Genomic DNA, 24,623 nt, shown 5'->3' on the forward strand with positions numbered 1-24,623 from the left:
TTCCCGCACCACCATTACCTGTCAAACTAATCGTTCCATTTACGGAAGAAACAGTCGAACCCGCATCTCCCATTCTTATCCCATCATTATTATCCGTTCCGCTTCCGCCTGTCCCTATCAGGGTAATATTCCCGGTTGCGGAGGATGTCACCACACTAGCATCGACAATAGAAATACCATCGTTAAATCCTCCTGTTCCCGTACCGCCAATACCTATCAAACTAATCGTTCCGTTAACTGAAGAAACAGTCGAACCCGCATCTTGCATTTTTATCCCATCATTACCATTCGTTCCGCTTCCGCCTGTACCTGTTAGAGTGATATTTCCGGTTCCGGAGGATGTCACTGTACTACCCTCGACAATAGAAATACCATCGTTGAATTCTCCCATTCCCTCACCGCCAATACCTGTCAAACTAATCATTCCATTCACGGAAGAAACAGCCGAACCCGCATCTTGCATTTTTATCCCATCATTACCATTCGTTCCGCTTCCGCCTGTCCCTGTCAGGGTGATATTCCCGGTTGCGGAGGATGTCACCACACTACCCTCGACAATAGAAATACCATCGTTAAATTCTCCCGTTCCCGCACCACCATTACCTGTCAAACTAATCGTTCCATTCACGGAAGAAACAGCCGAACCCGCATCTTGCATTTTTATCCCATCATTACCATTCGTTCCGCTTCCGCCTGTACCTGTTAGAGTGATATTCCCGGTTGCGGAGGACGTCACCACACTACCCTCGACAATAGAAATACCATCGTTAAATTCTCCCATTCCCGCACTACCATTACCTGTCAAACTAATCGTTCCATTCACGGAAGAGATACGGGAGTTTAAATTACTAATACTAATTCCGTCATTATTATCTATCCCATTTCCACCTGTTCCGTTTAGAGTAATCGCACCTATTCCAGTTGTTTCTATTACACTACCATCGTTCACAACAATACCGAAATTGTTGTCACCACCGTCACCTCCCGTACCTGTAATATCAATACTGCCATCTCCAGTGTTAATGGTACTGTTCTTAATAGTAACGCCAGCAGTAGAGGCAGCATTACCCCTACCCGTGCCGATGAAATTGCCACCTCCTGTATCAATCGTGGCATTGGTAATGTCCAGAATACCACCATTTATATTATCGAAATCAGCATTAAGAGTGACATTCCCACCATTCGTTCTGATAGTCTGATTAACGACAATCTCGTTATTGGCTTGAGCAGTAATTCCGACTCCGCTTGCACTAATATTAATCGCTGCATCAAAAGTAATAGTGTCAGTCGCTTGCAGAATCACGTTTGCCACGGCATCATTAATCGTGCCATTATTAATCGTGTTATCTTCTCCAGGATCATTAAAGGCATCATTTGCGGCTAGTTGATTAGGAGTATTTTCACCTGCGATAACGGTTATATTTTCGGGGTCTAAGAGCAACTGACCCAATTGACCTTGCATCGCTGACAAGTTAACAGTGCCAGCATAATCTAGATACTGTTTGCCCGATATTTCAGCAAAGCCACCATCACCACTTTCGCTACCGCCTCGTGCTGTAATTGTTCCATAAAAACGGCTGGCTTCATCTGCCCAAATAATAACCCGTCCCCCATTCCCATCAGTTAAAGCATCTGCATTAATGATTGAATCTGCGCTAACAAACGTGATATCAGCATTGGGAATTGTGCCTTCTCCTTGATAATCCCCACCAATTCTTACTGTACCGCCATTATCGATACCAGAGGCGTCAAGATTGGCGGAAAGTAACCCAACTTTTTTGCCAATCACATTGATTTCACCGCCAGTTGAGGGTGAGGATGAGGAGGGCGCAAAGCCTTGCGCCCCTACGGTGTCGTCAACGGTGTCGCCAATGGTTTCGTCAATCGTGGAAACATCGATTGTGCCAGAAATAATTGCAACTCCTGTTTCATTGGGTAGGGTTATCTGAGAGTCTGCTAGTTTTACTTCTCCTGATGGAGTGACATCAACGCCAGTCTCTACCGTTTGGGCTGAACCTGTTAACAACTCGGCGACATTTAATGGTGTGATTGGCACTAATACCCCGTCTTGATTCCGAGGCGCAGTAATCTCTAATGAAAGTAACTGTCCCGATTGAGAAATCCTCACCCGATTTGACCCTTCAACTGCCGTAATTGTAATCTGTCCCCCAGGTGCAGTTAGTTCCCCGGTGTTAATCACGGTTCCCCCTAATAGGGTTAACGTCTGTCCCGGAGAAACGGCTAAATTCCCAGCATTGACAATTGTCCCCGATTGGGATAAATCAAAGGCAAATTGATTGGGTGCTCCTACCAACTGCAAATAATTATTATCCCCAAATGCATTGAACCAAAGATTATCGCCAAACCCAATACCTGTCGCGGTTGTGGTGATGAAATCAGCAGGAACATTTAATTGAGCATTTGTGCCAAACACAATCCCGGCTGGATTCATCAAATATAAATTCGGCGTTCCTCCTGTCACCTGAATCAAGCCATTAATCAGTGAGGGATTTCCGCCAACCACTCGCCCCAAAATATTCCTCAAATTCGGATTCGCCAGAAAATTGGCAATTTGCCCTGCATCTAAGCCAAATTCCTGAAAACTGTGGAAGAGATTCGCCTCATCTGCATCCAGACTCCCCCCGGAAATGTTAAACTGATTCCCCTCCGGTGTAATCACTGTCCCTGTACCATCAGGGGCGGCGGTAATTGGTTCAGCGTTTGTAGTCGGCGCTGTCTTCGCCACCAAAATTAAACCCGCAACTAGAAACAACCAGCTAAAGCACCATTGAGCAGATTTCATGGGAGTAAGAGTTAAGGAAGGATATAGCTCAATTTTTTCGCTTATGCCAGTATTTTTTTCCTTGTCGTTATAAAATTATAAAAAACGATAGCTAATTTAGGTTTAATTAATTTTAATTTACATCTGAACGTTTCCCGGATAGGAGTTGTATCGGTTATGAATAACAGAAAGATTTGCGGATAAATATTCTATTACTAACGTGCTATTGTGTCAAGTTAAATTTGAGGAGAGGGCGACCCGATCCAATTGGGTGGACAAGAGTTGTTAATTTATGCAAGCGGATCGCCCCGACAAGTGCCTTTATTGTGTGTTCTTATCGGTAAGCTGTTCGGCATTTAAACCTTAATGTCAATAATGGCGAAAGCCTTGTAGTGCGTTTAGCGAAGCCATGCCGCAGGCTTTGCATCTTGCTCGCTACTAATACCCAAGTTAAATGCATGACAGCCTAATCAAGGTATCACCTTTGTCAGGCATTCACACCTTGTACCAATCGCAACCATCCACCAGAAATTAAAAGGCAGAGCGGTTGCCAACACCCACCTATTAACAAGAGGCAAAAAACCAGATATCATAAACCTTAAAGCCTTCTGTTTTTTACCTTTTTATAGGATAACCCACTTATGTCAAGCGAATTTAACTTCTTTCAACAGTGGTATCCCCTCTCCCCGGTTGAAGATCTCGACCCCAAACAACCCACTCCCGTAACCGTTTTGGGGTTGCGCTTGGTGATTTGGAAACCACCTTCCTCAGCAACCTATCGTGTTTTTCTCGATCAATGTCCTCATCGGTTAGCACCCTTAAGCGAAGGGCGTGTTGATGAAAAGACAGGGAACTTGGTATGCAGTTACCATGGTTGGCAATTTAATTCTCAAGGAATTTGTACTCATATTCCCCAAGCCGAAACTCCCCAAATTGTGACCAAAAATCAAGATAATATCTGTGTACAAACTCTTCCCTGTTGCCAGGAAAATGATTTACTTTGGGTTTGGCTCGATGCCAATTCCCCAGAACTAGCGGCGGCTACTCCTCGCCCCCTATCGCCCCAAGTTGATGCCAGTAAAGGGTTTGTTTGGTCTTCGATGGTGCGTGACTTGGACTATGATTGGCAAACCTTAGTGGAAAATATTGCTGATCCTAGCCATGTTCCCTTTGCCCATCACGGTGTTCAGGGAAATCGGGATCAAGCCCAGCCCATTGCTATCGAAATTGTCCAATCAACTGCCAATCGAATTGAGGGGAATACTGTCGGACGTTTTAACACAAAAATGACATTTGAGCCGCCTTGTCATTTGGAATATGCTATCAGTTTTGGCGACAAAGGACAGCAGGTGGGATTGGTAACTTACTGTATCCCAGTTGCTCCCGGTAAATCGCGGATAGTGGCTCAGTTTCCTCGTAATTTTGCCAAAAGCTTATCGCGGTTAACTCCTCGCTGGTGGAATCATATTACAGTCCGCAATCTGGTACTGGATGGGGATATGATTTTGTTGCATCAGCAAGAGCGTTTTCTCCAACAACGCCAATCAGTGGAAAGCTGGAAAACTGCCTATAAATTGCTAACCAGTGCTGATCGCTTTGTGATTGAGTTTCGTAAATGGTTTGATAAATACTGCCAAGGAACCCTACCGTGGAAGCAGGTGGGGCTCAATTCTTCAGATACAATCTCTATCAACGATAACCGCCAGGAAGTGCTGGATCGTTACCGACAACATACCCAGCATTGTCGTAGCTGTAGCGCCGCTTTGAAAACGGTGCAGCGTTTACAAGTTGTACTTTTAGGGGGCTTTGTGCTAACAGTTTCTGGCGTTGCCTTACTTCCCGATGTGTTGCGATCGCGTCTAGGTTTACCGTTAATGATTATGGCATTTTTGGGTTTGGCGACATTCACTTGGCTGAAAGTTTGGCTAGAACCCCGATTCTATTTTGTGGACTATATTCATGCTCAACGATAGATGGTTATCTGGTTTTATTAAGTGTTGGCATCCAACCTTTTAGATCCCCATTCCGTCCCCCTTTTAGATCCCCCTCCCGTCCCCCTTCAAAAGGGGGAAGCCAGATGTTGCTTCGCTTTTTGTTCCATGGGGGAGACCAGATGTTGCTTCGCTTTTTGTTCCATGGGGGAAGCCAGATGTTGCGAGAGTGTAGCATCAGTTTGAGGAGAGGGCGACCCGATCTAATTGAGTGGATGGGAGTTGTTAATTTATGCAAGCGGGTCGCCCCTACAAGCGCCTTAACAATGACAAATGACAAATGACAAATGACGAATGACGAATGACGAATGACCAATAACAAAATCCTTTATTTAATCACCGCGTCATTTCTATTTTGGCTAGGCGGTTCTCATCCTTCTCCAGCAGAAATAATTGATCCAGCTATGTTATCCGGGGATATCCGTTTAACCCTGAAACGTGGCGTGTGGAAAACCTGGGAAGGGGAACCTGTTTATCAGGATATTACCCTCGATTTAGTCTGTGATGCGAATAAGTGCGATCGCGAGGTGTGGGGATTTGCGCCAAAGTTCAATCAGGCGGATCATCAGGGAATTCTCCAGACAAGTCAACGGGGACGATTATGGAACCTGGATGTGCAGATGCAAATTAGTCCTGATCCTTGGCAATCCCTAGAAGGACAAGCAGAGTATGATATCCAAGTGCGCTTGCATGACGATAATCAACTAATTGGCACTTATTCTGGAACCCTAAATGACCAACCTGTCAAGGGAGAAGTCCAGGGAATTATTCGTCCCCATTGGTCAAAACCTGTAGCAAATCATCGTCCTCTGCGTCCCCAAGAACATCCTCGGTTAATCTTTCGCCAAGATCAACTTCCCCAATTGCGTCAACAGGCTAAAACGCCTAGGGGTGAGGCGATTCTGGCACAGTTGCAACGGAGTCTTGATCAACCTATCTATTATGATGGCTATGTGCCAACCGGGGGCTATCACGCTGCTGGTTACTGCTTCCTCTCCCTAATCCAGCAGGATCAAGCTGCCGCCGAAACTGCTTGGCAGATTACGGTTAATTCCATGAACCAACCGGGAAGCCGTTTACTGGAACATTCTACAGTAGTCGCAGGCTTGGCGTTGGCGTATGATTTGTGTTATCCAGCTTGGGATGAGGAACAGGTACAACAGGTGGCGGATTGGTTAGCCACTCAAACCGCCCTGCTGGTGAAGGGAACAGCGGGTAATGGCTGGAATCCTAACCCAGCAAGTAACTGGAATGCGAGGGCGCGAGGGGCGGCTGGGTTAGCGGCGTTGGCGCTACTGGAGGAGGGGGATGTAGAGACTCGGCGTTGGCTGAAAGTGGCGGAACGGAATATTAAACGCTATCTTACCATTGGTATTGGCGATCGCGGTTTTGGGTCTGAGGGGGATCATTATAGTACAGAACCCTGGTTTCTCACGGTGATGCCCTTTTTACAAGCGTATCAGACAGTGTTGGGGGAAGATTTGGTCACGCGATCGCACGCGGCTTGGTTTCTACCCCAGTATGTAACCCGGATGGTAGGTGAAGACGGGGAAGTGGCGATTCCCACCTATGGGCGTCATCGCTTAAGCCCCACGGGTTCTATCTTTGCAGTAGGATTGGGGATAGTACCGGAACGGCTGCTACCGGGAGTTATGTGGTTCTTTAACCGTCATTGGGGGAGGAATGGGGATAACAGTTTTGGCATTGAGTTACCCCATGAAGCGGCGTATGTTTTCGCCGGATATCCTCAAGACGTAACCCTCCAGAACCCCGCAGAGGTATGGGGGCGGGTAGTGGTAGATGCCCAAAAAGGCTTCTTTACGTTCCGCAATCAATGGCGAGATGAAAATGATTTTGTCACCAGTATTTTTGTAAAGCGAGAGAAACCTAGAGGCGGACATTGGTCATTTCCCGATGCGGGAAGTTTCCGAATTTGGGGATTAGGAGGGCGCTGGGCGACGGCGGGAATGGCATCTGATGGGAAACAGAGAGACGAAAATGTGGTGTTGTTACCGGAAAAACAGGCGGGGAAGACGGCGAAACTGACGGGATTTCAGGCAAGTGCCGATGGGTCGGGTATGGTTAGTTTACAACACCAGAATTGGTTGCGATCGCTCGCAGTAGATTATAGTGGTGCATCTGGTGTACCGGGGTTGTTTGTCTTGGTGGATCAAGTGGTTGACGCCGCAGAACCGAATCAAACCTGGATTATGCATACCCAGGAAAAGGTGACGATTCAGGGTCAACAGTTTACCCTAGAGGCGGAATCCGGGGCGACGATGCAAGGAACCTTTATTACACCCTCCGACGTGAACCTGGAATTTATCCCCAGTGAGACAGGGGGAAAGATTCAAGCCACAGGGCGCGATCGCTTTATTGTTGTCATGACCGTTCAATCCGGTACAGCGTCTGAGGTTGAGGTTCTGGGAACTGGATTTAATCCCCAAATTCAGGTAGAAAACCAGACTATTGAAATAATAGAGGATAAAATCGTATTGAAATCGCTAAAAGAGGGTGCTAACTAGCTGAATTTTATCCGGATAGAATAAATTCTATCCTGAAGAATCTCAGCAGACTTGTTTCACGAGTGTCTTTTAGGATTTATTATTATCATGTCTGGTTTTGTAATAATTGCAATGTATGCCCTGTTTTGGATGTGGTTCTTTGGCGGCTTTGCACCGAAGAAAAAACCTCCAGCGAAAAAGCAATCCCCAGAACAAGAGTTAGCAGAAGCGCTGAGTAAATATTTGGCGGCATTGAATAAACCGGGAGATGCCAAGTAGAGACGCACCACGGCGCGTCTGGGTGCAGGGGAAGCAGGGGAAGCAATGTAGAGACGTGCCATGGCGCGTCTGGAAGCTGGGGGAGATGCGGCGTGCGATCGCGAAACTACCCCAACCCATTCTCCCCTAATCCTTACCAAAAATAACCCGGTTCCACAATCGTCTGCCGTTCTTGGGGGTCATAATTCAGGCAATACTCTTGCGCGATCGCGTCTAATTCCCGCAGGCGTTTTACCTCAGTTTCCCTAATTTCCGTATCCGTGGATAACAGGATCACTTGATGAGACGCCGTGGGAAAATACCGTTCCACTAAATTACTCCGGTGAGAGGAATCTAACCGTCCTAACGGTGTATCAATCGCCACCGGAAGATGACGCCCCGAAACCCGGGCGAGTCCCCAAAGAAAGGAAATTGCTAATAGTTGCTTTTCCCCCGCCGAGAGACGGTGTTTGGGAATCGGTTGTCCTTCCGGATCATAGAGAGACAGGCTGAAGCTGTGGGTGTCAATGGCGACACGGTGAACTAAGTCGGATTTATGCAGCAGATAACGGAAGCATTCGGTAACTTCGATTTCCAGTTTGTTCAGTTTTTTCAGCGTTAATTTCTCCCGAAATAATTCTAATGTGGTTTGCACCTTGGCAATAGAATTAATAATATGCTGATTATTTTTCAGTTTAATCGTTTCATCCGCATAAGTTTCCAACTCTTTTTTCGTTTTGGTAATTTTGTTCTTGATTTCCTCACAACGGCGAGATGCATTTTCGTAAGCCGCTTTAACCTTAACCACTTGATTTTGGGCGTCAGTAAATGCCTGTTTCAGGGTGTTGTAGGCTTCAGGCGATGCGGCGGTGGCAATTTGCCGATCTAACGCATCAATTTCAGTTTCTAGGGTTTGCAGACGTTCCCGTTGGCTTTGGGCGTTGGTTTGTGCGGTTGAGAGTTCATAGTTCAGCAGGGTTTCTAGGCGAGTGATAGCGGCTTCATCGGCTAACAACCACGGTTCCTCTTGGGCGGCAATTTCTTGATCCAGTTCTTGATTGTCACTCTCTAGAAACGATTGAATCTGATTGACTCGCTTGGGGGTTAAGGAGATTTTTTTGATATACTGAATTAACCGAGCATCCCGTTCTTTCAATACCTCCCGTGTCAGTTTAATTTGGTGCTGTTTTTGTTCCTGTTCGGCTTGGGCTTTCGCTTGTTCCAGCAACGGAGAAATCAGAGACAAGGGAAGCACACCAGCCGCCAAGTCTCGCATTTCTTGACGTACCTGATTCGCTTGTTCAATCAGCGTTTCCGATTGGGCTTCCAGTTGACTGCGTTCGCTGGCAAGTTTACCGCCTTCGGAGACAAATTTATCCGAGGCTAACTGCTGTTCTTTTGCAGCATAGTCCAATTTAGATTTTAGGGCGCTTAAGTCTTGTGTCGCCGCTTCCTGTTTTTCTTTTTGGTCAATAAGTTTAGCTTCAATGTTATCTAAGGTTTCCAGTTCTTTCTGATTGGCAATATCCCGGCGCTTACGACTAGCGAGAATATCTAAATCTGTGGATAGGCGTTCAGCAAGTTCTAACCCAAGCAGGGATTGAATCGCACTTACCACTAGCGGAGGTGGAGTTTCCAATTCAGCTAATTCTTTGACTTGTTCCCCATCAAAGAGAAACAGGTTAGAAATACCCAGAGGAAGCAGATTTTCGATATAGTCATCCCAGGTATTTGCCAGGGCTTTATCGGGCCACTCTTCATCGACTAAAATACCTAGAGTATCTTTCCCATCTTTTGGGTCTTTTGTCCAATAACGGACAATTCTCAGAGTTCTAGGTTTATCCTCTTCGACGACTTCAAAGGCTAATTCAATACGAGTTTTTTCCGTGGGCGGAGTGTTACGGTTAACGCATTGGCTGAGAAAGTCGTTATAGCTTAAATTTCCCCTAGTGGAACATTGGGCGCGGGAACCGTAAAGGCTGAGGCGAATGGCGTCCATCAGAGTGGTTTTCCCGCCACCATTCATCCCGCCAAAGAGAATAATCGGATGGCTAGAATTGTTGGTTTCGGGACGGAGGTTGATGACTTGTCGCCCTTGATAGGGACCAAAGTTTTGCAGGGCGAGTTCCAGGAATATCATAGTCAGGGGCTAATGTGGACGGGCGTATAAAATCAGGAATAATCTTTAACCGAATATAAATATCACTTTATAGTAAGTTTGTAGTAAGCGCTTTAGCGCTTATGGCACTAAAGTGCCTACTACGAACGAAGCGAGATGTTTCATGCAACACCTCTACTAATTTTTTGCAGAGGACAGCCAATCTTCGTTATTTGTCCTATCCTACTCAATCCGGGTTCCCACCCCGTTATAATTGAGTCCGCGTAGGCGGACTTTGTTTGTGTAGCAGCGATTTTAATCGCCGTGGCAAAAAGGGGAAAACAAAGGCTATCCATCTACATCTTCAGTATCCTCTGAATCGGGTTCAGGGAATTTCAAACTCGCCCAGGATAGCTGTTTAGGTTTCTCTTCCTTAGGCTTATCCCAAGCCTGTCTCAATTCATGAACTTCTGACAAATCCTGTTTGATATCTTGAACTGTATTTTTTAGATGTCGCTGATAGTGGGCGTGGTCAATCGCGTCTTCTCTAGAACGAGAACTGCTATTAAAGCATTTTTCCAGGCTTTCATAGATACCGCGTCGGGATTTAGCATGATATTGGTGTTCAGTGTCCAGAAGTTTTGCCATAAGTTCCAGATGCATTTCATCCTGGTCACAGATTTCTTCTAAGACTGTCCATTCATCACTCCCTAAAAGTTTGCGTTCGGCGCTAGGGCGGGAATCTTGGAAGGGTTCGCCTGTGACTTCTTCATAGATGCGAGGTAAGCTGTCGTCAAATTCATGCTTTTCTTCTAACCAGATACGGCGAATTTCGCTAAGTTCTTCTGGAGTAATTAGAGTGATGTCGCGCATCTCTGGGGGCGCAGTATTCCGGACATGGGTTTGGGCTTCTAAAACGCGCCTTAACCAATGTTCCCGCCAGTATTTCGTATAGGGACCATGAATCGGTTTAACGGAGATTTCACCATCAACATTGCGTTCAAAGAGTTCAACTTTACCGTAAATACGGCGGAAGTCTCTCTTATCGTGATCATCTTTAATATCCAAATCATTGCGAATATCCAGCAGAGGCTGCATCCACTCTTTCTCCTCATCATTTTGGATCATTGCCTCCATAGACTTATCTTTATTAACCATGGTGCAAACCCAACAACCAAACCGGGAATCCCCACAGCTAGGGGTTGAGGTATCAATAACCAAGGGACATTCATTATCGGCTGTAGCCCCCCGATACATGGAGAATAAGTCTTTGTTGTTATTACCCCAGGGATTTTGCCACTGCATCAAATAAAGCCAAACTTCATCAGTTCGCCAATCTTCAATAGGAAGGTAAATAAGAGAGTTAGGACGACTGGGATTGGTATTTAATCGATCGCGCACCCGCCACTCTCTATGTTTAGCCATATTTGCCGCCCGTTTGACACTTTCAGCTTTGCGAGTTCCCAAAACCAGAATCACCTCACCGTTCGTTCTAATCACTTCGCGGATGAAAGAGTCAGCTGGTTTAATTTTTAAGCGTTCCGTACACCATCTAAATCGATTTCTGGGGGCGGGATAGCCTTTGCCAATTAAACAAACCCAAAAGGTATCTTGAATAGCCGGATACGTGAGATGAGGTTGGATCGGCATTCCTTGCTTTTGGGCAGCTATCTTCATTCGATCCAAAGATTTACGTACCCAAGCCGTAACAATAGGATTTTCTACTAGCGTGTCATTAGTAATAACATGAATTGTTTTCGTGCGTTTTTCGGGGGGTAGGGCTGCGATCGCACTCCATACTAGCTGCAATACAACTGTACTATCTTTTCCCCCTGACCAACCAATAACAAATGGTATATTATCCTCGCAATATAACGTTTGTATTTCTTGAGTGAGTTGTTCTATGTCTTCCACTAACTCAGCCACAGTACGTGGTGGGAAGAGTGACATCTGTTGGTTATCTGTCATACCTGAAATCTCGTTAATACTACTGTGATTGATGACTGATTAGGTTACAAACTTAGTTTGGCGATGCCATTGAAGTGCCTCAAGTCGGGGAAAATATTCCTCAGAACTGGGCAGTAATATAGTTTCGCCATGAAAATCCTTCATCGGTCTACTATGTGGTGATTCTTCTTGTAAGTCATTAGCGATTATGATTTTGTAGTTGTCATCTAGACAAAACCAACCATGGTCAAATGCCCAATGATGATTCTTGCAGAGTGATAATCCATTGTCTATTTTACTATCATAAAACTCGGAGAAAGGTTTAATATGTGCGCCATCTACTATGTTTTGAGTAAGGGTACGAGTGATTTTTAGTCTACAGAAGGCACATCTATAGTCATAGATATGCACTACAGTTTTTCGGAATATAGAATCTCTAAATAGAGACTTTTTCAAATAAAACCTTGGTCGTTTTTCCGATTGGGTAGGACAGCTAGCTTGTTCACCTTCCTCGTCTTGGCTACTATCTTGAAACGCTTGATTAATTTTGAGAATTTCCTCTAATGCTTTTCCTTGAGATGAAAACCAAGCGGCAACAAGGGCATCAACTAATTCTTGTCGATGATTCTGGTCTTGGATTAACTCAAAAAGTTGATCATCTAGATAGGCATAATCAACATCACGTCTTAACGTGTTGATTGTTTGCGGACGACCTCCATCGTAAGCAGCACTAAATTGCAGATGCCAAAATCGACCTTCGCTATTCTTTAAATGAAAGAAGGGTAAAGCAAAATCACTATTTTTAAACGCTTCAGTGTTCAGCAAACTCCAATATCGTTTAAACGTATCAATTAATTCCTCTGAAATGACAACCTTATTCTCTTGGATTAATCCTTGGGAAATTAAATCAATGACAGACAACAACAGTACAGGTTGATTTAGGGCTTTGCCTCCTCGTCGCTTATTCTTATATACATTGATTTTAGGGAAGCAATCGCAGTAGAAAGCAAGCGTTCGCCGAGTTTCTGATTGCTGTCCTTGACTCATCTCTGCCTCCTGACTCAATCATTTGTCTCTGATCACCTTTTTTCGTCCGTAGCTAAAACGAATTAACCTGGACTAAGTTAAGCTGGATGTAAATAGGGGTGATCATTTTAATTTCATCCAATCTTCTAACTCCGTCCAAATCTTGCCACTACAAGCGATATAACCAACTTGTTCATTGGTTCTAGCATCCAAAACTTGCCCACCTGTCCAGTTCCCCCCACCTAACTCATACTCCAGAATATATCCTTGACAGATTTGAGAGGCTTCCTCAAGGGAGTGAACAGGTAATTTTAGAGTAGGGACGCCAATATCCTCAGTCTGTCTAAAATCCGGATTCCCACAAGCCGAAAGAATCACGATAAATTGGTCTGTATTCCGCCGAATAAACCGTTGTTTTTGCTGGTCTTGTTGACGACTATTCTCCCTCCCGACTAAACCACTAGCATTCTCTAACTCTTCCTCCTGTGAAGTTAACGGTAAACCCAAATACCCTTTCAAATAAGCCACCATCCGCCCTATACTGGTTCGCGATCGCGAAATCTGACCCTTGACCATAATCCGCCCCTCCCAATCGGGATTAGAACGCGACCAGTCAATTCGCCGCAATTCCTGCAACCGTTCCTCCCAGCTATGGGGATAAACCGAGAGTAACACTGACCCTACCGCCCCCAATCCCAAAAGTGCGAGTCCATGACTATGAACATAATCCTGTCGCATCTCCCTGGCGCTTACAGTCCGTTGTCTCACCGCCTCCCAATCTGGAATACAATAACTCACAGCTTGCCAATACCGGATTGCCAAATCAATCTGCTGTTCCAATTCAGCCGTCTGCCAATCCGCCAATAGCATAGACGTAGCATTATAAAGGGTATGCAGCGTAAATAGCTTCCCCGATCGCACGGGTAATGTCCGATGTTCCTGATCGGTTAGGGTTCGGAACACATTAATATTTCTAATCACCGCTTTGACCACCGTTGCTTGGGGATGGTGATGATCATAGAGAATCGCCAGGGAAGCATCGGGATGAACCCCATAACGATTGAGATCCAAAAACATCTGCTGGGAATAGCGCAACCCAATATCCAACACTAAAATAACCGCCACTGTCTCATACCCCAACGCCGGATTCTGCTTCAGCGCCCACTCAAACGCCGCGCAGCGATGTTGTCCATCAGTAATCTGAAACCGCGCATCCATGGGAACTCGTAAACGCCCCATTTTTCGCCCTTCTTTCTCAGTACCAATCGGTTCAAAATTAATATCAGCATCAATCGCGGCGGTAATCGCGGAAACGGTATAATTATCAGGATTATTCAGAATATAGTTAGCAATATCTGGGACTCGTTTAGAATTAAGCGATCGCGCGACTCTCTGATCCGGTGGATTCTCCTCATCCTCCCTCCCAAACAGCTTAGGAATAAATCGCACCGGACACATCGACACATAATATTCCCGTCCCGCTTGAATCCCTCGAATGGCGGGTAAAACGTACTCGAAGGAAGGAATCAGTCCTTGGTGATTGGTCATTTGTCATTCATCCTTTGTCCTTTGTCCTTTGTCCTTTGTTATAGGTTTAGTAATAAAATTGGGTTTATTTCCATTGATTTACCGATTAGGAATTTGGGTTTTGCCATTCATCGTGTTCCAGTCGTGCTAATGTTGTTGCTGCATCCGCTAACATTAAGGCAATATTCACACGCGCAACCTGATTTTTGGCAGCTTTCAACTCACCTGCGAGAAGTTGCACTCGTGTCCGATACGCCTCGATAGAATTCGGATCTAATACTTTTACTGGGTTACTCATTGTAGTTATTAAAATATTGGTTCATGGAGGATTTTGTTGATAGGTTCTCGGTGAAAAGTAAGATCCTCTCTTACTCCCCTCTCCCAAGCTTGGGAGAGGGGCTGGGGGTGAGGGCTGTAGCTGTTGGCTAAACCCACCCCAACAAGCCCTCACAGGTGACATCCCTAGTATGGCACAATTTTAGTTTTTAAAAACTGATTTGACATAAAAATATTAAATTAGTTATTTTTAAAAACAGACTAAAATATTATAAAACCGATGAGTAGCCCCGACAAGCCCAAAGCAGACATCGCCAGCCAAATCCTGGAACAAGACAGCCAGGATCGACAGGCGCTAGCCCTGCTATTGGATCGCCATTTAGCCAGAAGCGATCGCCTCCTCGTCCAGAAAACCCAGATGGGGAGTACCGAAGCCTTTATCGGGTCTGTCACCCTCGAATGGTTAGATAGCCGCGTCCGTTTCGCCTCCCAACTCCCCCTATTCCGGCAAAAATTCGACCCCCAAACCGACAACGTCATCCGGGACGAAGAAACCGTCGATGAAATCCTCCAACGTCCCCTCGACTGGTCCCGTCAAGCCCCCCTCACCCAATACCTCGCCGCCCGCCAAGCCCACAAATTCCCCGCCGTTCTCGTCGTCCACAGCCCCACCTGGGTAGACAATCCCAAAGCCAAGGAATGGGATAAACAAGGACGCGCCCGCCAGTCTGCGGCGGATTTCATTCCCCTTGACCAAAACCAAACCGTCGGACTCCTGGATGTCTCACCCTCCGTATCCATCTTCGCCCTAGATGGTCAACACCGACTCATGGGGGTCCAGGGACTCATGACCTTACTCAAAACCGGGAGACTACAACGTTATAACAAAAACAAAAAACCCGTGGGCGGAGTAATTACCATAGACGACCTAATCGACGAATACCAACTCAAGCCCGCTTACCTGCAAAGTCTCGCCCAGGAAAAAATCGGTATTGAATTCATCCCCGCTGTCGCCAAAGGCGAAACCCGCGACGAAGCAAGGCGGCGCGTCCGGTCGATTTTCGTCCACGTCAACTTAATGGCATTACGCTTAAGTAAAGGACAACTCGCCCTATTAAATGAAAATGACGGTTTTTCCATCGTCGCCCGCAAAATAGCCGTCAACCATCCCTTATTAAAAGAAGTCTCTGGACGCAACCCCCGTGTTAATTGGGATAGCGCCACCGTCGCCGCCAAATCCACCGTATTAACCACCCTCCAAGCGTTAAATGAAATGTCTCAACGGTATCTAGACCATCAATTCCCCCACTGGAAACCGCCGGAGAAGAAAGGGTTAATCCCCATGCGTCCCGATGATGAGGAATTAGAAGCCGGAATTGACAGCTTTAATCAATTTTTTGACCACTTAGCCAGCTTACCCAGTTATCAACGATTGGAACAAGGAGAGGAAACACCCCAGTTACGCCGTTTCAGCTTTGAGAAAAATGGCGGTGAGGGGAATATCCTCTTCCGTCCCGTGGGGCAAATTGCCTTTACCCAAGCATTAGGAATTGTCGTATTTCAGAAAAAGTTATCGTTGAAAACGGTATTTAAGAAACTCTGTAAATACGATGCCGAAGGGGGATTTAGTCAGATGGAGACACCCCAATCCTTGTGGTATGGGGTATTATTTGACCCGAATAAGAAGCGAATCATGGTATCAGGACGAGACTTAGCCGCCCGATTACTAATTTATATTATTGCCGGGACAGAAGATGGGATGGAAAAGGCAGAACTGCGGCGAGAATTAGCCGAAGCCAGAACAATTGAGGGGAAAGCGGTAGGGTTTAATGGTAAATTTGTCAAGCCCAGAGATGTGGGACTTCCACCTGTGTTGTGAATCCTGATAGATTGTGTGGAATTGAATTGTAATTGTAACCGTAGGGGCGACCCGCTTAAGCTGTTCGGCATTTAAACCTTAATATCAATAATAGGGTTGCCACTACTAACGGCGATGGGTTTACTATTATTAGCCAAGAGCCTAATCCCTTCTACAATGGGGGTGACGTTGATATTAACAATGAAGGTAATGTTGTTTTCATTGATGGAGATTATAGCCGCCGTGAAACAAATTTCTCTATAGTTGTCAGTGATGGAGTCAATTACACAACTATCGCTGAAACGAGTAACTCCTTTCCAGCCAATAATTTTGCTAGTGATTTAGCGATCAATAACAATGGACTTGTCGCCTTTGGATCGTCTTTCGATGATGGATTCAGTGCTAGTGCTATCTTTACTGGTAATGGGGATTCAATTACTCCCATAGCTGACACTGACGATATATTTAGTAACTTCGGCAATCTTTCACTTAACGATTCGGATACTCTCGCTTTCACTGCTTCCCTAGATGATGGAAGTCAAGGTATTTTCACCAGCAATAATGGTGGCTTCACCACCCTCGTTGATACTAGCGGATCATTTAGTTCCTTTTTTGGGTGGGTTAGGACAGGCGACGGTACTTTTGTATCACTTGATAGCCTGGTTATCAACAATAATGGCACTGTAGCCTTTGAAGCTGTACTTGACACCGGAGAGTACGGGATTTTTACTGGAGCCAATCCAGTTGCTGATAAAGTAATTGCCATCGGTGATCCACTTTTTGGCTCTACCGTGACCCACTTACAATACTCCGGAAAAGGATTTAACGATGCAGGTCAAGTTGCATTTTTGGCGCAACTAGCTGACGGTTCTAGTGGCATTTTTCTGGCTGATCCCGATCCTAATGCTGTTGTCCTTGATTGGGGAGGACACATAACCAAGCCGATTCCGGCAACTCTCAAACCGATCGAAATCGATGATTTTTCCGGGCAAGAAACCTTAGTTGAGTCTCCTGGGTTGAGTTGTACTAATTATTTCGGGTCACCGATTTGTCAAAGTATATTCCAAGAACCGCAAAATCGCCTGGGGTTTGGCTTTGCCCTACCTTCAGATCCTGATTTTTGGGCGGGTACAACAGTTGTGGAAGATGCTGTGAGTGTCAAGCTATTTGATGCTGGCGAGAACCTTCTAGGAACGCTTTGGGGTGATGCAACAATAGATCCATTGTTTCTGTTTCCATCTGGATTCTTTGGTGTCGAAAGTACCGTGCCTTTTATACGTGCTGAGATACAGCCTTCTAACTACGGAATCTTTGATTACCGTAGTGACGGTATTGTTTTCGACAATCTGAGGTACGAATTGGTTGATCTGACAGAACCTGCCACAGTTCCAGAACCTGCAACAGGACTAGGACTACTTGTGATTAGTACCATTGGTGCAGGTTCAGCACTAAGACACAAACAGAAGTAGAATCTAGCCAAGAAGAAAACACCTCTAGAACACCAGTCCAGTAATTGAAATCGATGCTATAAGTCCGCTCGTATAGAATGAATAGGGTATCTGCTTACTGGGTGCGATCGCGAGACTGGGGTATATTTCACATAAATACATATCCAATATAAGGTCTGTAGGGGCGAGTCGCTGCACTCTCGTTAATCGGAAACCGATTACTTTTATTGACTCGCCCTCCCTAATGCAAAAGGATGAAGGGCGGGTTTTGTTGATAGGTTATTGGTCTATACCAAAATTAAACGGCTAAACCCGCCCCTACATTTTACTCATCATTCATTACTTTTTAAGCAGCTTTGTTAATTTACCTAGTTTACCCATTCGACAGGCAAAGAATTTAGCGATCGCGAAGTCTTTACTTACACTTTACAAAGGTTGGTAATACGGTAGTTTGAGGCATTTTTTTAACCGATAAAGAGTCTTGTTGTCATCAGCAAATTCGCGTAAAGCGATCGCGTAGTATAACTGAGACGATTATCCACCGTAAGCTGACTGTTCAAACCAACGAATCTTCTGGGTTTAGCCTCAAACGCGGAAAGAGTACTTTACCCTAGATATCGCCGATAATATAATTAATTCAGTTGGCTGGCACAAAAATGGAAACTCTAACCCTGAACGTACCCCCTACCGTCGGTTTAACCGACGAGCAATTTTATCAACTTTGTGTGGCGAATGAACAATGGCGTTTAGAACTCACCGCTGATGGAGAATTAATGATTATGCCCCCAACAGGTGGAGAAAGTGGCATCAGAAATGCAGATTTGACCACAGATTTGAATCTGTGGAATCGTCGAACCCGGCTGGGAAAAGTGTTTGACTCGTCCACGGAGTTTCGATTACCCAATAATGCCAAACGTTGTCCCGATGTATCCTGGGTAATCCTGGAACGATGGCAAGCCTTATCGCCTGAACAACGGCGACGCTTTCCGCCCTTATGTCCAGACTTTGTGATTGAACTTCGTTCTGAAAGCGATTCGCTCCAAGGTTTGCGTGCCAAAATGTTAGAGTACCGGGAGAATGGCGCCCGTTTGGGTTGGCTGATTGATCCGCAAACGCCCCTAGTGGAAATTTATCGACCATTCGTTGATGTCGAACAAATCAATTTTTCTATTGACGAACCGCCTATCCTTTCAGGGGAAGATGTATTACCGGGTTTTGTTCTCGATTTAACGGTTATATTGAATCCTTAAACTTCTGATTCAATCCACTTTATAGCGTTTATCCTTGTGTGGGTGTGTGGGCGCAAGGATGGTGCCCCTACAGCACCCTTTGTATGGGTTATATAGCAACCGCAATAGCGGTTAGGACACATCATTTATGTAGAGACGTTGCATGCAACGTCTCTACAATGATGCTCAGCATGACAGATTCTACCTTAGACTGCAACTTGGTATTAACCCTACGCATTTAGGAACCGTTATAGAAATCGGCTCAAATCAAACTCGTCTTCAGTCACCTCTTGTTTAAACCGTTGTGCATTCAAAACTAACACTAATCGCTCCGAATAATCCACCGCCCCCCGTAACTCGTCTCGTAATATCTCCAACCCCCCATGGGCATATTCTTCAAAAATATGAATCCTTTCCTCCTCTGCTTTGGTGTCAAAGGTGGAGAGAATTTTGGCATCTTTGGTTTCGACAAGCGCCAAAAGTTTAATTAGTGCGTCATATCCCCTCGATACAAATATCTCTAACCCAATCGGTGCGGGCTCTTTCTTGGCAATTGTTCCCAGAGGCGATCGCTTCCTGCGCTTGACACCCAACGCCGCTGCAAATGCGATAACGTCAGCATACGTTTGAAAGGGTCCGGTTGTCTCGGCTGATGCGGTTAACGCTTTGACTAAATCGGCTTGATCCTTGGCAATTCGGATGCGATTGACGCCCATTCCCCTGATATCCTCCTATTTTCGTCATTCGTCATTTGGTCGGGGCGGGTTTTGCAGCCAAGCTAGGAATAACAATCAATATTAGTCCCTAAACCCGCCCCTACACACAGACGTGCCATGGCTCGTCTCTACATGTTCCTCATCTCCCCCAGCTTCCCCATCTCCCCCATCTCCCCCAGCTTCCCCTGCTTCCCACCCGACACCCTATCGAGTTTGCTGAATGTAGACTAAAATACCCTGTGCGATCGCCTGGGCAATTTGGCTGCGAAATTCTGGTGTGGCAAGTCTCGGCGCATCCTCAGCCCCAGTAACAAACCCCACTTCCACTAACGCAGAAGGCATAGAGGTGCGTCGGATGACAAAAAATCTGCCTTGTTTCACGCCGCGATTCCGCATTCCGGTACTCTGTAATAGACTGTTTTGAATCGCTTCGGCTAGCCCTCGCCCATTGGCATAATAATAGGTTTCCACGCCATTCACATCGGGACGACTCAGACTAATCGCATTGGCGTGGATACTGACAAATAGGTCAACATTCGTTTGTTCCGCCAGTTGAACTCGCCCTCTCAGGCTAATAAATCGGTCATCTGATCGCGTTAATATCGTTTGTACACCCTGTTGTTCCAAAAGTGCTGCAACCTGGAGAGAAATGGGCAAAATTACGTTCTTCTCCTGCAAGCCACCAATTCCCACAGCGCCGGGATCTTTACCCCCATGTCCTGGATCAAGCATCACCACAACGCGACTATTGCGAACGCCAGGAAAGACAGTCGGGGGCGGTGAACTCTCTGGCGGTAATCGTTCCGGTGGCGGTACGGGAAGCGAACCTGTTGGCGGTAACGAGACTCTCCTCTGTCGCAGGGATAGGGCTAACAATTGTTCACTGGGTTGATTGAGTTCGCCAATCTGGGTATTTCGATCCGGTTGCACCACAATCACTACAGTACGCGAATCAGGCTGGCGTAGTCTTACCTGAGATAACGGACTATTTACGCCTAACTGAGGTCCTTGAATTTGGTCAGCCAGTTGAGCATCTGGGATGGTAATTTGGAACTGATTGGCGTTAGCATTCCAATTTCCCCGCGCCCGAATCCGTCCATTCGCCCGGATTAATAATTGAGTCCCATTTTGGGCGATGTCCACCGATTCAATCGTGGCGAGACTTGTAGTCGCCGTGGGTTCTCTATCGGATCGTTGCGGCGATAAGTCCTGAAGCTGGGACGCCGAAATTCCCCTGGGTAATAATACCAAACCACCAACAGAACTATAATTCATCTGCCAGTCGGGACTCTCGCGATTCACGTTTAAGGTGATGCGAGTTGGGGATGAACCCGACGATTGGGACAATTGAATTTGGCTGACCCCATAGCGATTCACCGACACTGTTTGATTGAGTAAGTCTGGGGGTAGTGTAATTCCTTCTACATCAAACTCAATGGTTTCGCGATCGCGACTCCGTTCCACCTGAATCTCTTTGGCTTCCCCCTCATTGGTGCGAATGAAAAACCCATCCCGTGTCACCTGAATCGGATCAACTTGCACAGTTGACTCGGTTCTGTCGGGAGAGGGTTCCGGTGGTGTGGGACGAGGTGGGGTTTGGGGGGGAGGAGTTATTGGCGGTAGGGGACGAGGTGCAGATGTGGTGGTCCGCTGGGGAGTGGGAATTTGCACAAACCACTGTCTCGGCGACGCCCCCCGAAACTGAATCTGTTGGGGGTCTATGGTATAGCCCGGTGCAATTTCTACCACAATTCGCGTCGTCTGGCGGTCAAATTGTCCCACCCGAATTTCCCGAATTCCTCCCCCCACCGACTGGCTGACGCTGGGGCGCCCTAATGTCGTACCCGGTAAATCAATCACCAGGCGCAGGGGATTGGGAATCAGTTGGGCTGTGGGTTGAACGCTACCATCTGTGGTAAATTCCAGTTGATTTTGACTCGCATCAAATCGCCACAGCAGAAGTCTGGCGGCTTCTGCGGGTAATGAAACCAGAAACGTACTCCAGAAGCTAATAAGTAGCAGTAGCCACTGAATTTTCCTCATTCCCCTACCCTCACGATTAATCGTTTAACTACCAATTGCTTGCTCAATGTCAGCTTGGTCTAGTTTACGTCCAATTAACACTAATCGAGTTTGGCGAGATTCGCCATTGTGCCACAGTCGATCATAGAATGAATCGAAGCGATTGCCGACTCCCTGTAAAACTAGGCGCATGGGTTTATTGGGTACAGACACAAACCCCTTGATCCGGTAAATCTCCTGCTGTTGCACGAGTTGTTGCAGTTTGGCGATTAGGGGTTTGGGTTCAAAGGCTTGATCGGATATAAATTGGACGGAATTAATCTCGTCATCATGGTCGTGGTCTTCCTCGGTATCATGATGACTGGGACGATTATCTAAGTTATCCTCGACGGCGGCGTTAAAACCGAGCAAGAGTTCCGGCTGAATTTGTCCCTGATCACAAGGGATAACTTTAACTCCTGTGGGTAATTGATCCTGTAACCAGTCTTTGATCCTCCTCAGCGTCGCCTCATCCACTAAATCTACCTTCGTCAGCAAGACTAAATCCGCACAAGCCAATTGGTCTTCAAAGAGTTCCTCAATTGGGGTTTCATGGTCTAAATTGGGGTCAGCTTGGCGTTGGGCTTCTAAGGCATTAATGTCACCGACTAACGTTCCGGCGGCTAACGCTTGACAATCGACCACCGTGATTACTCCATCCACGGTAGCACCGTTGCGAATGGGAGTCCAACGGAAGGCTTGAACTAAGGGTTTGGGTAAGGCTAATCCAGAGGTTTCAATTAGCATACAATCGATGCGATCGCGCCGTTGCAAGAGTTGCTGCATTGTCGGGTAGAATTCTTCCTGAACTGTGCAGCACAAGCAGCCATTGGTCAGTTCGACAATATTATCGTTGGGATTGTCCTCTTCATCACAAATTTGGCAGGAACGCAATAACTCGCCATCAATACCCACTTCCCCAAACTCATTCACCAGAACCGCTATTTTACGTCCTTGGTTGTTTTGCAGTAAATGGCGCATCAATGTGGTTTTGCCAGAACCGAGAAAGCCAGTAATTACAGTTACGGGAATTTTATGCATGATTATTTAACCTCAAGATAAGGGTGGAATTCGTGCCAAAATGCCTTTTTTTAGGGGTTCAGGTCGTTTTGACCAAGGCAATAAACCATCGGGTTGGCTATGATATAAACTGGCACAATCTAGGATAGCCGCTGCTGTTTTGGGTAATGTCTCTACATCAACGGGTAAATCCCCAAATAGGTAAGTGTATTTAGATGATGCCGCTAAAGAAACCGCACAAGGGCGACTACAAGCACTCATACATTCAACAGATTGAAGTTTAAATTCATCTCGGAGTGACCAATTTTGGTGGAGTTCCTGCAATGGTTCTAGCAGTTTTTCACCACCACTTTGACCAACTCGCTTGCCATCTTGCCAGGTACTCGCGCAGGTTGTACAAATAAATAGGGTATGTTGATCAGTCATTGTGTTTAATTACAGAATTATTCTGGGGTCATGAAGGGCTAAAACCGTATCAGTTCTAGGGATTTCATGCGGGTTGTGGCTTGACGCGATCGCTTGTTGCTTGCCAGCCGTTTCTAAAGACAGTTCACTATCTTTTATTTCAACGTAAATAGCAGCATTCTAAAATTAGGGAGAATGGCTAGTACCGCTAGGCAGAATTCAATAGTTAAACGTCTTGATCCGGGGTTTGGCTAGTTTGAATAGTCGGTGAACCTATGCCTGTATGGATTAGTAATCTTTACCTAGACTGATGCCGCAATTTCTCTAGGATTTGCTTTAATCGTCTGAATTTTGGCAATAATGTTTGAACTCCCATCCGTACCTCGCAGATGAATCATCGAAAAGTTATCTGTCGGTGGGCATTCTGACTTAGAAACAAGGACTCATTTCTTCACAGTTGCGGGACAGCGCCGGATTTACACCGAACTTTCCCCGTTACCTCCAATGGCTGCTCCCCATTAGAACCGACCGAGAGTAATACTTTACCATGTCGGTTCGGCAAGGACTACCCTTTTTCGCTTTTCGCTGAGTGGCGGGATTTCCTGCTGACCCCAAAACCTGTGCCAAAACGATAAGCTGGTTTTATAGGGATGATTAGCTCAATCTATCAAACTAGGCATAATCACCCAATGTCGTGGGATTTTCACAGGGGAGAACATGATTAAATCCTGGATGGTAATTGGGACTGTAACCTTGCTAGTGGCGTTTGCTGGTAACTGGTTAACGTCCGATGATGTCCGATGGTTCAACCGCCTGCGCCGTCCCCGATGGTTGACATTTGAGTCGGCGATTCCTTTCATCTGGACGGTGGTTTTTATTTGTGGAGGATGGTCAGCTTATGTGGTATGGGAACGTAATCCTGGGAGTTCTCAAACGTGGCTGGTTTTGGGGTTATATTTGCTGTTGGAAATAGTAACAATTGCCTATACGCCAGTAATGTGCCGATTTCGCAGTCTCAAGGTGGGTACGATGATTGGGGGGGCGGGGGCTATATTGAGTATTATTTTGGCACTTTTAGTTTATTCTATCTCAGTTTGGGCATCGGTTTTGCTGTTGCCTTATATTATTTGGAGTCCGATTGGAACCTACACGACTTGGGCGATGATTCGACTGAATCCGGAAGCGGAATAGGTATGGATTGAAGCAGGCGATCGCTCCCCAATTTGAGTGCCTTAGCCTAACCGATAACACATCAATCAGATAATTAATATTTCCTCAACCTGATCAAGACTATCAAAGTGGCTCTCCTGTACATAAGGTGATAAATTTTCCTTATATGTGTAGCGATTGGCTTGATTTGAAGAAAACCTAGCTTAATCGCTTAATTAGTTGGGTTTCCTTCGTCAACCCAACCTACAAGCATTACACCGTGGGACTTTGGCTTAATTCATAAGACTTTATTATCACCCTAAGTACG

General features: G+C 46.0%; 18 protein-coding genes, 1 pseudogene and 1 riboswitch. Of the genes and pseudogenes, 9 read left to right on the forward strand and 10 right to left on the reverse strand.

Going from position 1 to position 24,623, the window contains the following annotated elements:
• Positions 1 to 2,803: two-partner secretion domain-containing protein (locus tag RH949_RS31160; RefSeq protein WP_446358657.1), on the reverse strand; the 2,803-nt coding region annotated here is incomplete at its 3' end.
• 620 nt (positions 2,804 to 3,423) lie between these two features.
• Between RH949_RS31160 and RH949_RS31165 the strand changes: the two genes are divergently transcribed.
• The 4 genes from RH949_RS31165 (at position 3,424) to RH949_RS31180 (ending at position 7,686) form a co-directional block, all read left to right on the forward strand.
• Entirely contained in the window at positions 3,424 to 4,755 is a 1,332-nt protein-coding gene (locus RH949_RS31165) for an aromatic ring-hydroxylating dioxygenase subunit alpha (RefSeq protein ID WP_446358659.1), read from the forward strand.
• Positions 4,756 to 5,081: 326 nt separating this feature from the next.
• Positions 5,082 to 7,298, forward strand: a complete 2,217-nt coding sequence (locus RH949_RS31170) for a hypothetical protein (RefSeq protein ID WP_446358661.1) — start codon at positions 5,082 to 5,084, stop codon at positions 7,296 to 7,298.
• An 87-nt stretch (positions 7,299 to 7,385) separates the two neighbouring features.
• A complete protein-coding gene (locus RH949_RS31175; RefSeq protein ID WP_157453175.1) occupies positions 7,386 to 7,556 on the forward strand; it encodes a hypothetical protein in 171 nt (56 codons plus the stop codon).
• Positions 7,546 to 7,686 (forward strand): hypothetical protein, encoded by a 141-nt coding sequence (locus RH949_RS31180; RefSeq protein ID WP_006101295.1) that lies wholly within the window; start codon positions 7,546 to 7,548, stop codon positions 7,684 to 7,686. Before RH949_RS31175 ends, RH949_RS31180 begins: the two co-directional genes overlap by 11 nt.
• Before the next feature lie 3 nt (positions 7,687 to 7,689).
• Here RH949_RS31180 and dndD read toward each other — a convergent pair whose 3' ends face one another.
• The 5 genes from dndD to RH949_RS31205 form a co-directional block, all read right to left on the reverse strand.
• Positions 7,690 to 9,675 carry a DNA sulfur modification protein DndD gene (dndD, locus tag RH949_RS31185; protein ID WP_446358663.1) on the reverse strand — a complete coding sequence of 662 codons (1,986 nt, stop codon included), beginning with the start codon at positions 9,673 to 9,675 and terminating at the stop codon, positions 7,690 to 7,692.
• A gap of 306 nt (positions 9,676 to 9,981) precedes the next feature.
• A complete protein-coding gene (gene dndC, locus RH949_RS31190; RefSeq protein WP_446358665.1) occupies positions 9,982 to 11,601 on the reverse strand; it encodes a DNA phosphorothioation system sulfurtransferase DndC in 1,620 nt (539 codons plus the stop codon).
• A gap of 39 nt (positions 11,602 to 11,640) precedes the next feature.
• Entirely contained in the window at positions 11,641 to 12,627 is a 987-nt protein-coding gene (locus RH949_RS31195) for an HNH endonuclease (RefSeq protein ID WP_446358667.1), read from the reverse strand.
• Positions 12,628 to 12,729: 102 nt separating this feature from the next.
• Complete coding sequence (dndB, locus tag RH949_RS31200) at positions 12,730 to 14,154, reverse strand: DNA sulfur modification protein DndB (RefSeq protein WP_446358669.1); 1,425 nt, start codon at positions 14,152 to 14,154, stop codon at positions 12,730 to 12,732.
• Positions 14,155 to 14,239: 85 nt separating this feature from the next.
• Entirely contained in the window at positions 14,240 to 14,431 is a 192-nt protein-coding gene (locus RH949_RS31205; RefSeq protein ID WP_446358671.1) for a hypothetical protein, read from the reverse strand.
• A gap of 258 nt (positions 14,432 to 14,689) precedes the next feature.
• On the opposite strand from RH949_RS31205, the gene RH949_RS31210 reads away from it, so the two are divergent.
• From RH949_RS31210 to RH949_RS31225, 4 genes and pseudogenes are all read left to right on the forward strand, one after another.
• A complete protein-coding gene (locus tag RH949_RS31210) occupies positions 14,690 to 16,288 on the forward strand; it encodes a DGQHR domain-containing protein (protein WP_446358673.1) in 1,599 nt (532 codons plus the stop codon).
• A gap of 200 nt (positions 16,289 to 16,488) precedes the next feature.
• Positions 16,489 to 16,995: pseudogene (locus RH949_RS31215) on the forward strand (DUF7453 family protein); the annotation flags it as partial.
• A gap of 63 nt (positions 16,996 to 17,058) precedes the next feature.
• A complete protein-coding gene (locus RH949_RS31220) occupies positions 17,059 to 17,736 on the forward strand; it encodes a DUF7453 family protein (protein WP_446358675.1) in 678 nt (225 codons plus the stop codon).
• A 635-nt stretch (positions 17,737 to 18,371) separates the two neighbouring features.
• A complete protein-coding gene (locus RH949_RS31225) occupies positions 18,372 to 18,965 on the forward strand; it encodes a Uma2 family endonuclease (RefSeq protein ID WP_446358677.1) in 594 nt (197 codons plus the stop codon).
• Positions 18,966 to 19,192: 227 nt separating this feature from the next.
• Here RH949_RS31225 and RH949_RS31230 read toward each other — a convergent pair whose 3' ends face one another.
• From RH949_RS31230 to RH949_RS31245, 4 genes are all read right to left on the reverse strand, one after another.
• Positions 19,193 to 19,660: a DNA phosphorothioation-associated protein 4 gene (locus tag RH949_RS31230; protein ID WP_446358679.1), complete on the reverse strand. Its 468-nt coding sequence runs from the start codon at positions 19,658 to 19,660 to the stop codon at positions 19,193 to 19,195.
• 204 nt (positions 19,661 to 19,864) lie between these two features.
• Positions 19,865 to 21,703, reverse strand: coding sequence for an N-acetylmuramoyl-L-alanine amidase (locus RH949_RS31235; protein ID WP_446358681.1), 1,839 nt, complete (start codon positions 21,701 to 21,703; stop codon positions 19,865 to 19,867).
• 24 nt (positions 21,704 to 21,727) lie between these two features.
• Complete coding sequence (gene cobW, locus RH949_RS31240; protein WP_446358683.1) at positions 21,728 to 22,762, reverse strand: cobalamin biosynthesis protein CobW; 1,035 nt, start codon at positions 22,760 to 22,762, stop codon at positions 21,728 to 21,730.
• Between the two features lie 12 nt (positions 22,763 to 22,774).
• The gene (locus RH949_RS31245; RefSeq protein ID WP_006101288.1) at positions 22,775 to 23,167 is read right to left on the reverse strand and encodes a DUF1636 family protein; all 393 of its coding nucleotides are present in this window, start codon (positions 23,165 to 23,167) and stop codon (positions 22,775 to 22,777) included.
• 376 nt (positions 23,168 to 23,543) lie between these two features.
• Positions 23,544 to 23,690, reverse strand: a riboswitch (cobalamin riboswitch).
• 173 nt (positions 23,691 to 23,863) lie between these two features.
• On the opposite strand from RH949_RS31245, the gene RH949_RS31250 reads away from it, so the two are divergent.
• The gene (locus RH949_RS31250) at positions 23,864 to 24,337 is read left to right on the forward strand and encodes a TspO/MBR family protein (RefSeq protein ID WP_006101146.1); all 474 of its coding nucleotides are present in this window, start codon (positions 23,864 to 23,866) and stop codon (positions 24,335 to 24,337) included.
• Positions 24,338 to 24,623: the final 286 nt, after the last annotated feature.

The organism is Coleofasciculus sp. A1-SPW-01 (assembly GCF_040217205.1).
Lineage (GTDB): Bacteria > Cyanobacteriota > Cyanobacteriia > Cyanobacteriales > Coleofasciculaceae > Coleofasciculus > Coleofasciculus chthonoplastes_A.

Excerpts from the sequence above, each read along its gene's own strand:
- dndC (WP_446358665.1), bottom strand. The coding sequence starts at position 11,601 with ATGACAGATAACCAACAGATGTCACTCTTCCCACCACGTACTGTGGCT.
- RH949_RS31225 (WP_446358677.1), top strand. The coding sequence starts at position 18,372 with ATGGAAACTCTAACCCTGAACGTACCCCCTACCGTCGGTTTAACCGAC.
- RH949_RS31170 (WP_446358661.1), top strand. The coding sequence starts at position 5,082 with ATGACCAATAACAAAATCCTTTATTTAATCACCGCGTCATTTCTATTT.
- RH949_RS31250 (WP_006101146.1), top strand. The coding sequence starts at position 23,864 with ATGATTAAATCCTGGATGGTAATTGGGACTGTAACCTTGCTAGTGGCG.
- cobW (WP_446358683.1), bottom strand. The coding sequence starts at position 22,762 with ATGCATAAAATTCCCGTAACTGTAATTACTGGCTTTCTCGGTTCTGGC.
- RH949_RS31210 (WP_446358673.1), top strand. The coding sequence starts at position 14,690 with ATGAGTAGCCCCGACAAGCCCAAAGCAGACATCGCCAGCCAAATCCTG.
- dndB (WP_446358669.1), bottom strand. The coding sequence starts at position 14,154 with ATGACCAATCACCAAGGACTGATTCCTTCCTTCGAGTACGTTTTACCC.
- RH949_RS31235 (WP_446358681.1), bottom strand. The coding sequence starts at position 21,703 with ATGAGGAAAATTCAGTGGCTACTGCTACTTATTAGCTTCTGGAGTACG.
- RH949_RS31245 (WP_006101288.1), bottom strand. The coding sequence starts at position 23,167 with ATGACTGATCAACATACCCTATTTATTTGTACAACCTGCGCGAGTACC.
- RH949_RS31195 (WP_446358667.1), bottom strand. The coding sequence starts at position 12,627 with ATGAGTCAAGGACAGCAATCAGAAACTCGGCGAACGCTTGCTTTCTAC.
- RH949_RS31180 (WP_006101295.1), top strand. The coding sequence starts at position 7,546 with ATGCCAAGTAGAGACGCACCACGGCGCGTCTGGGTGCAGGGGAAGCAG.
- RH949_RS31205 (WP_446358671.1), bottom strand. The coding sequence starts at position 14,431 with ATGAGTAACCCAGTAAAAGTATTAGATCCGAATTCTATCGAGGCGTAT.
- RH949_RS31165 (WP_446358659.1), top strand. The coding sequence starts at position 3,424 with ATGTCAAGCGAATTTAACTTCTTTCAACAGTGGTATCCCCTCTCCCCG.
- dndD (WP_446358663.1), bottom strand. The coding sequence starts at position 9,675 with ATGATATTCCTGGAACTCGCCCTGCAAAACTTTGGTCCCTATCAAGGG.
- RH949_RS31230 (WP_446358679.1), bottom strand. The coding sequence starts at position 19,660 with ATGGGCGTCAATCGCATCCGAATTGCCAAGGATCAAGCCGATTTAGTC.
- RH949_RS31175 (WP_157453175.1), top strand. The coding sequence starts at position 7,386 with ATGTCTGGTTTTGTAATAATTGCAATGTATGCCCTGTTTTGGATGTGG.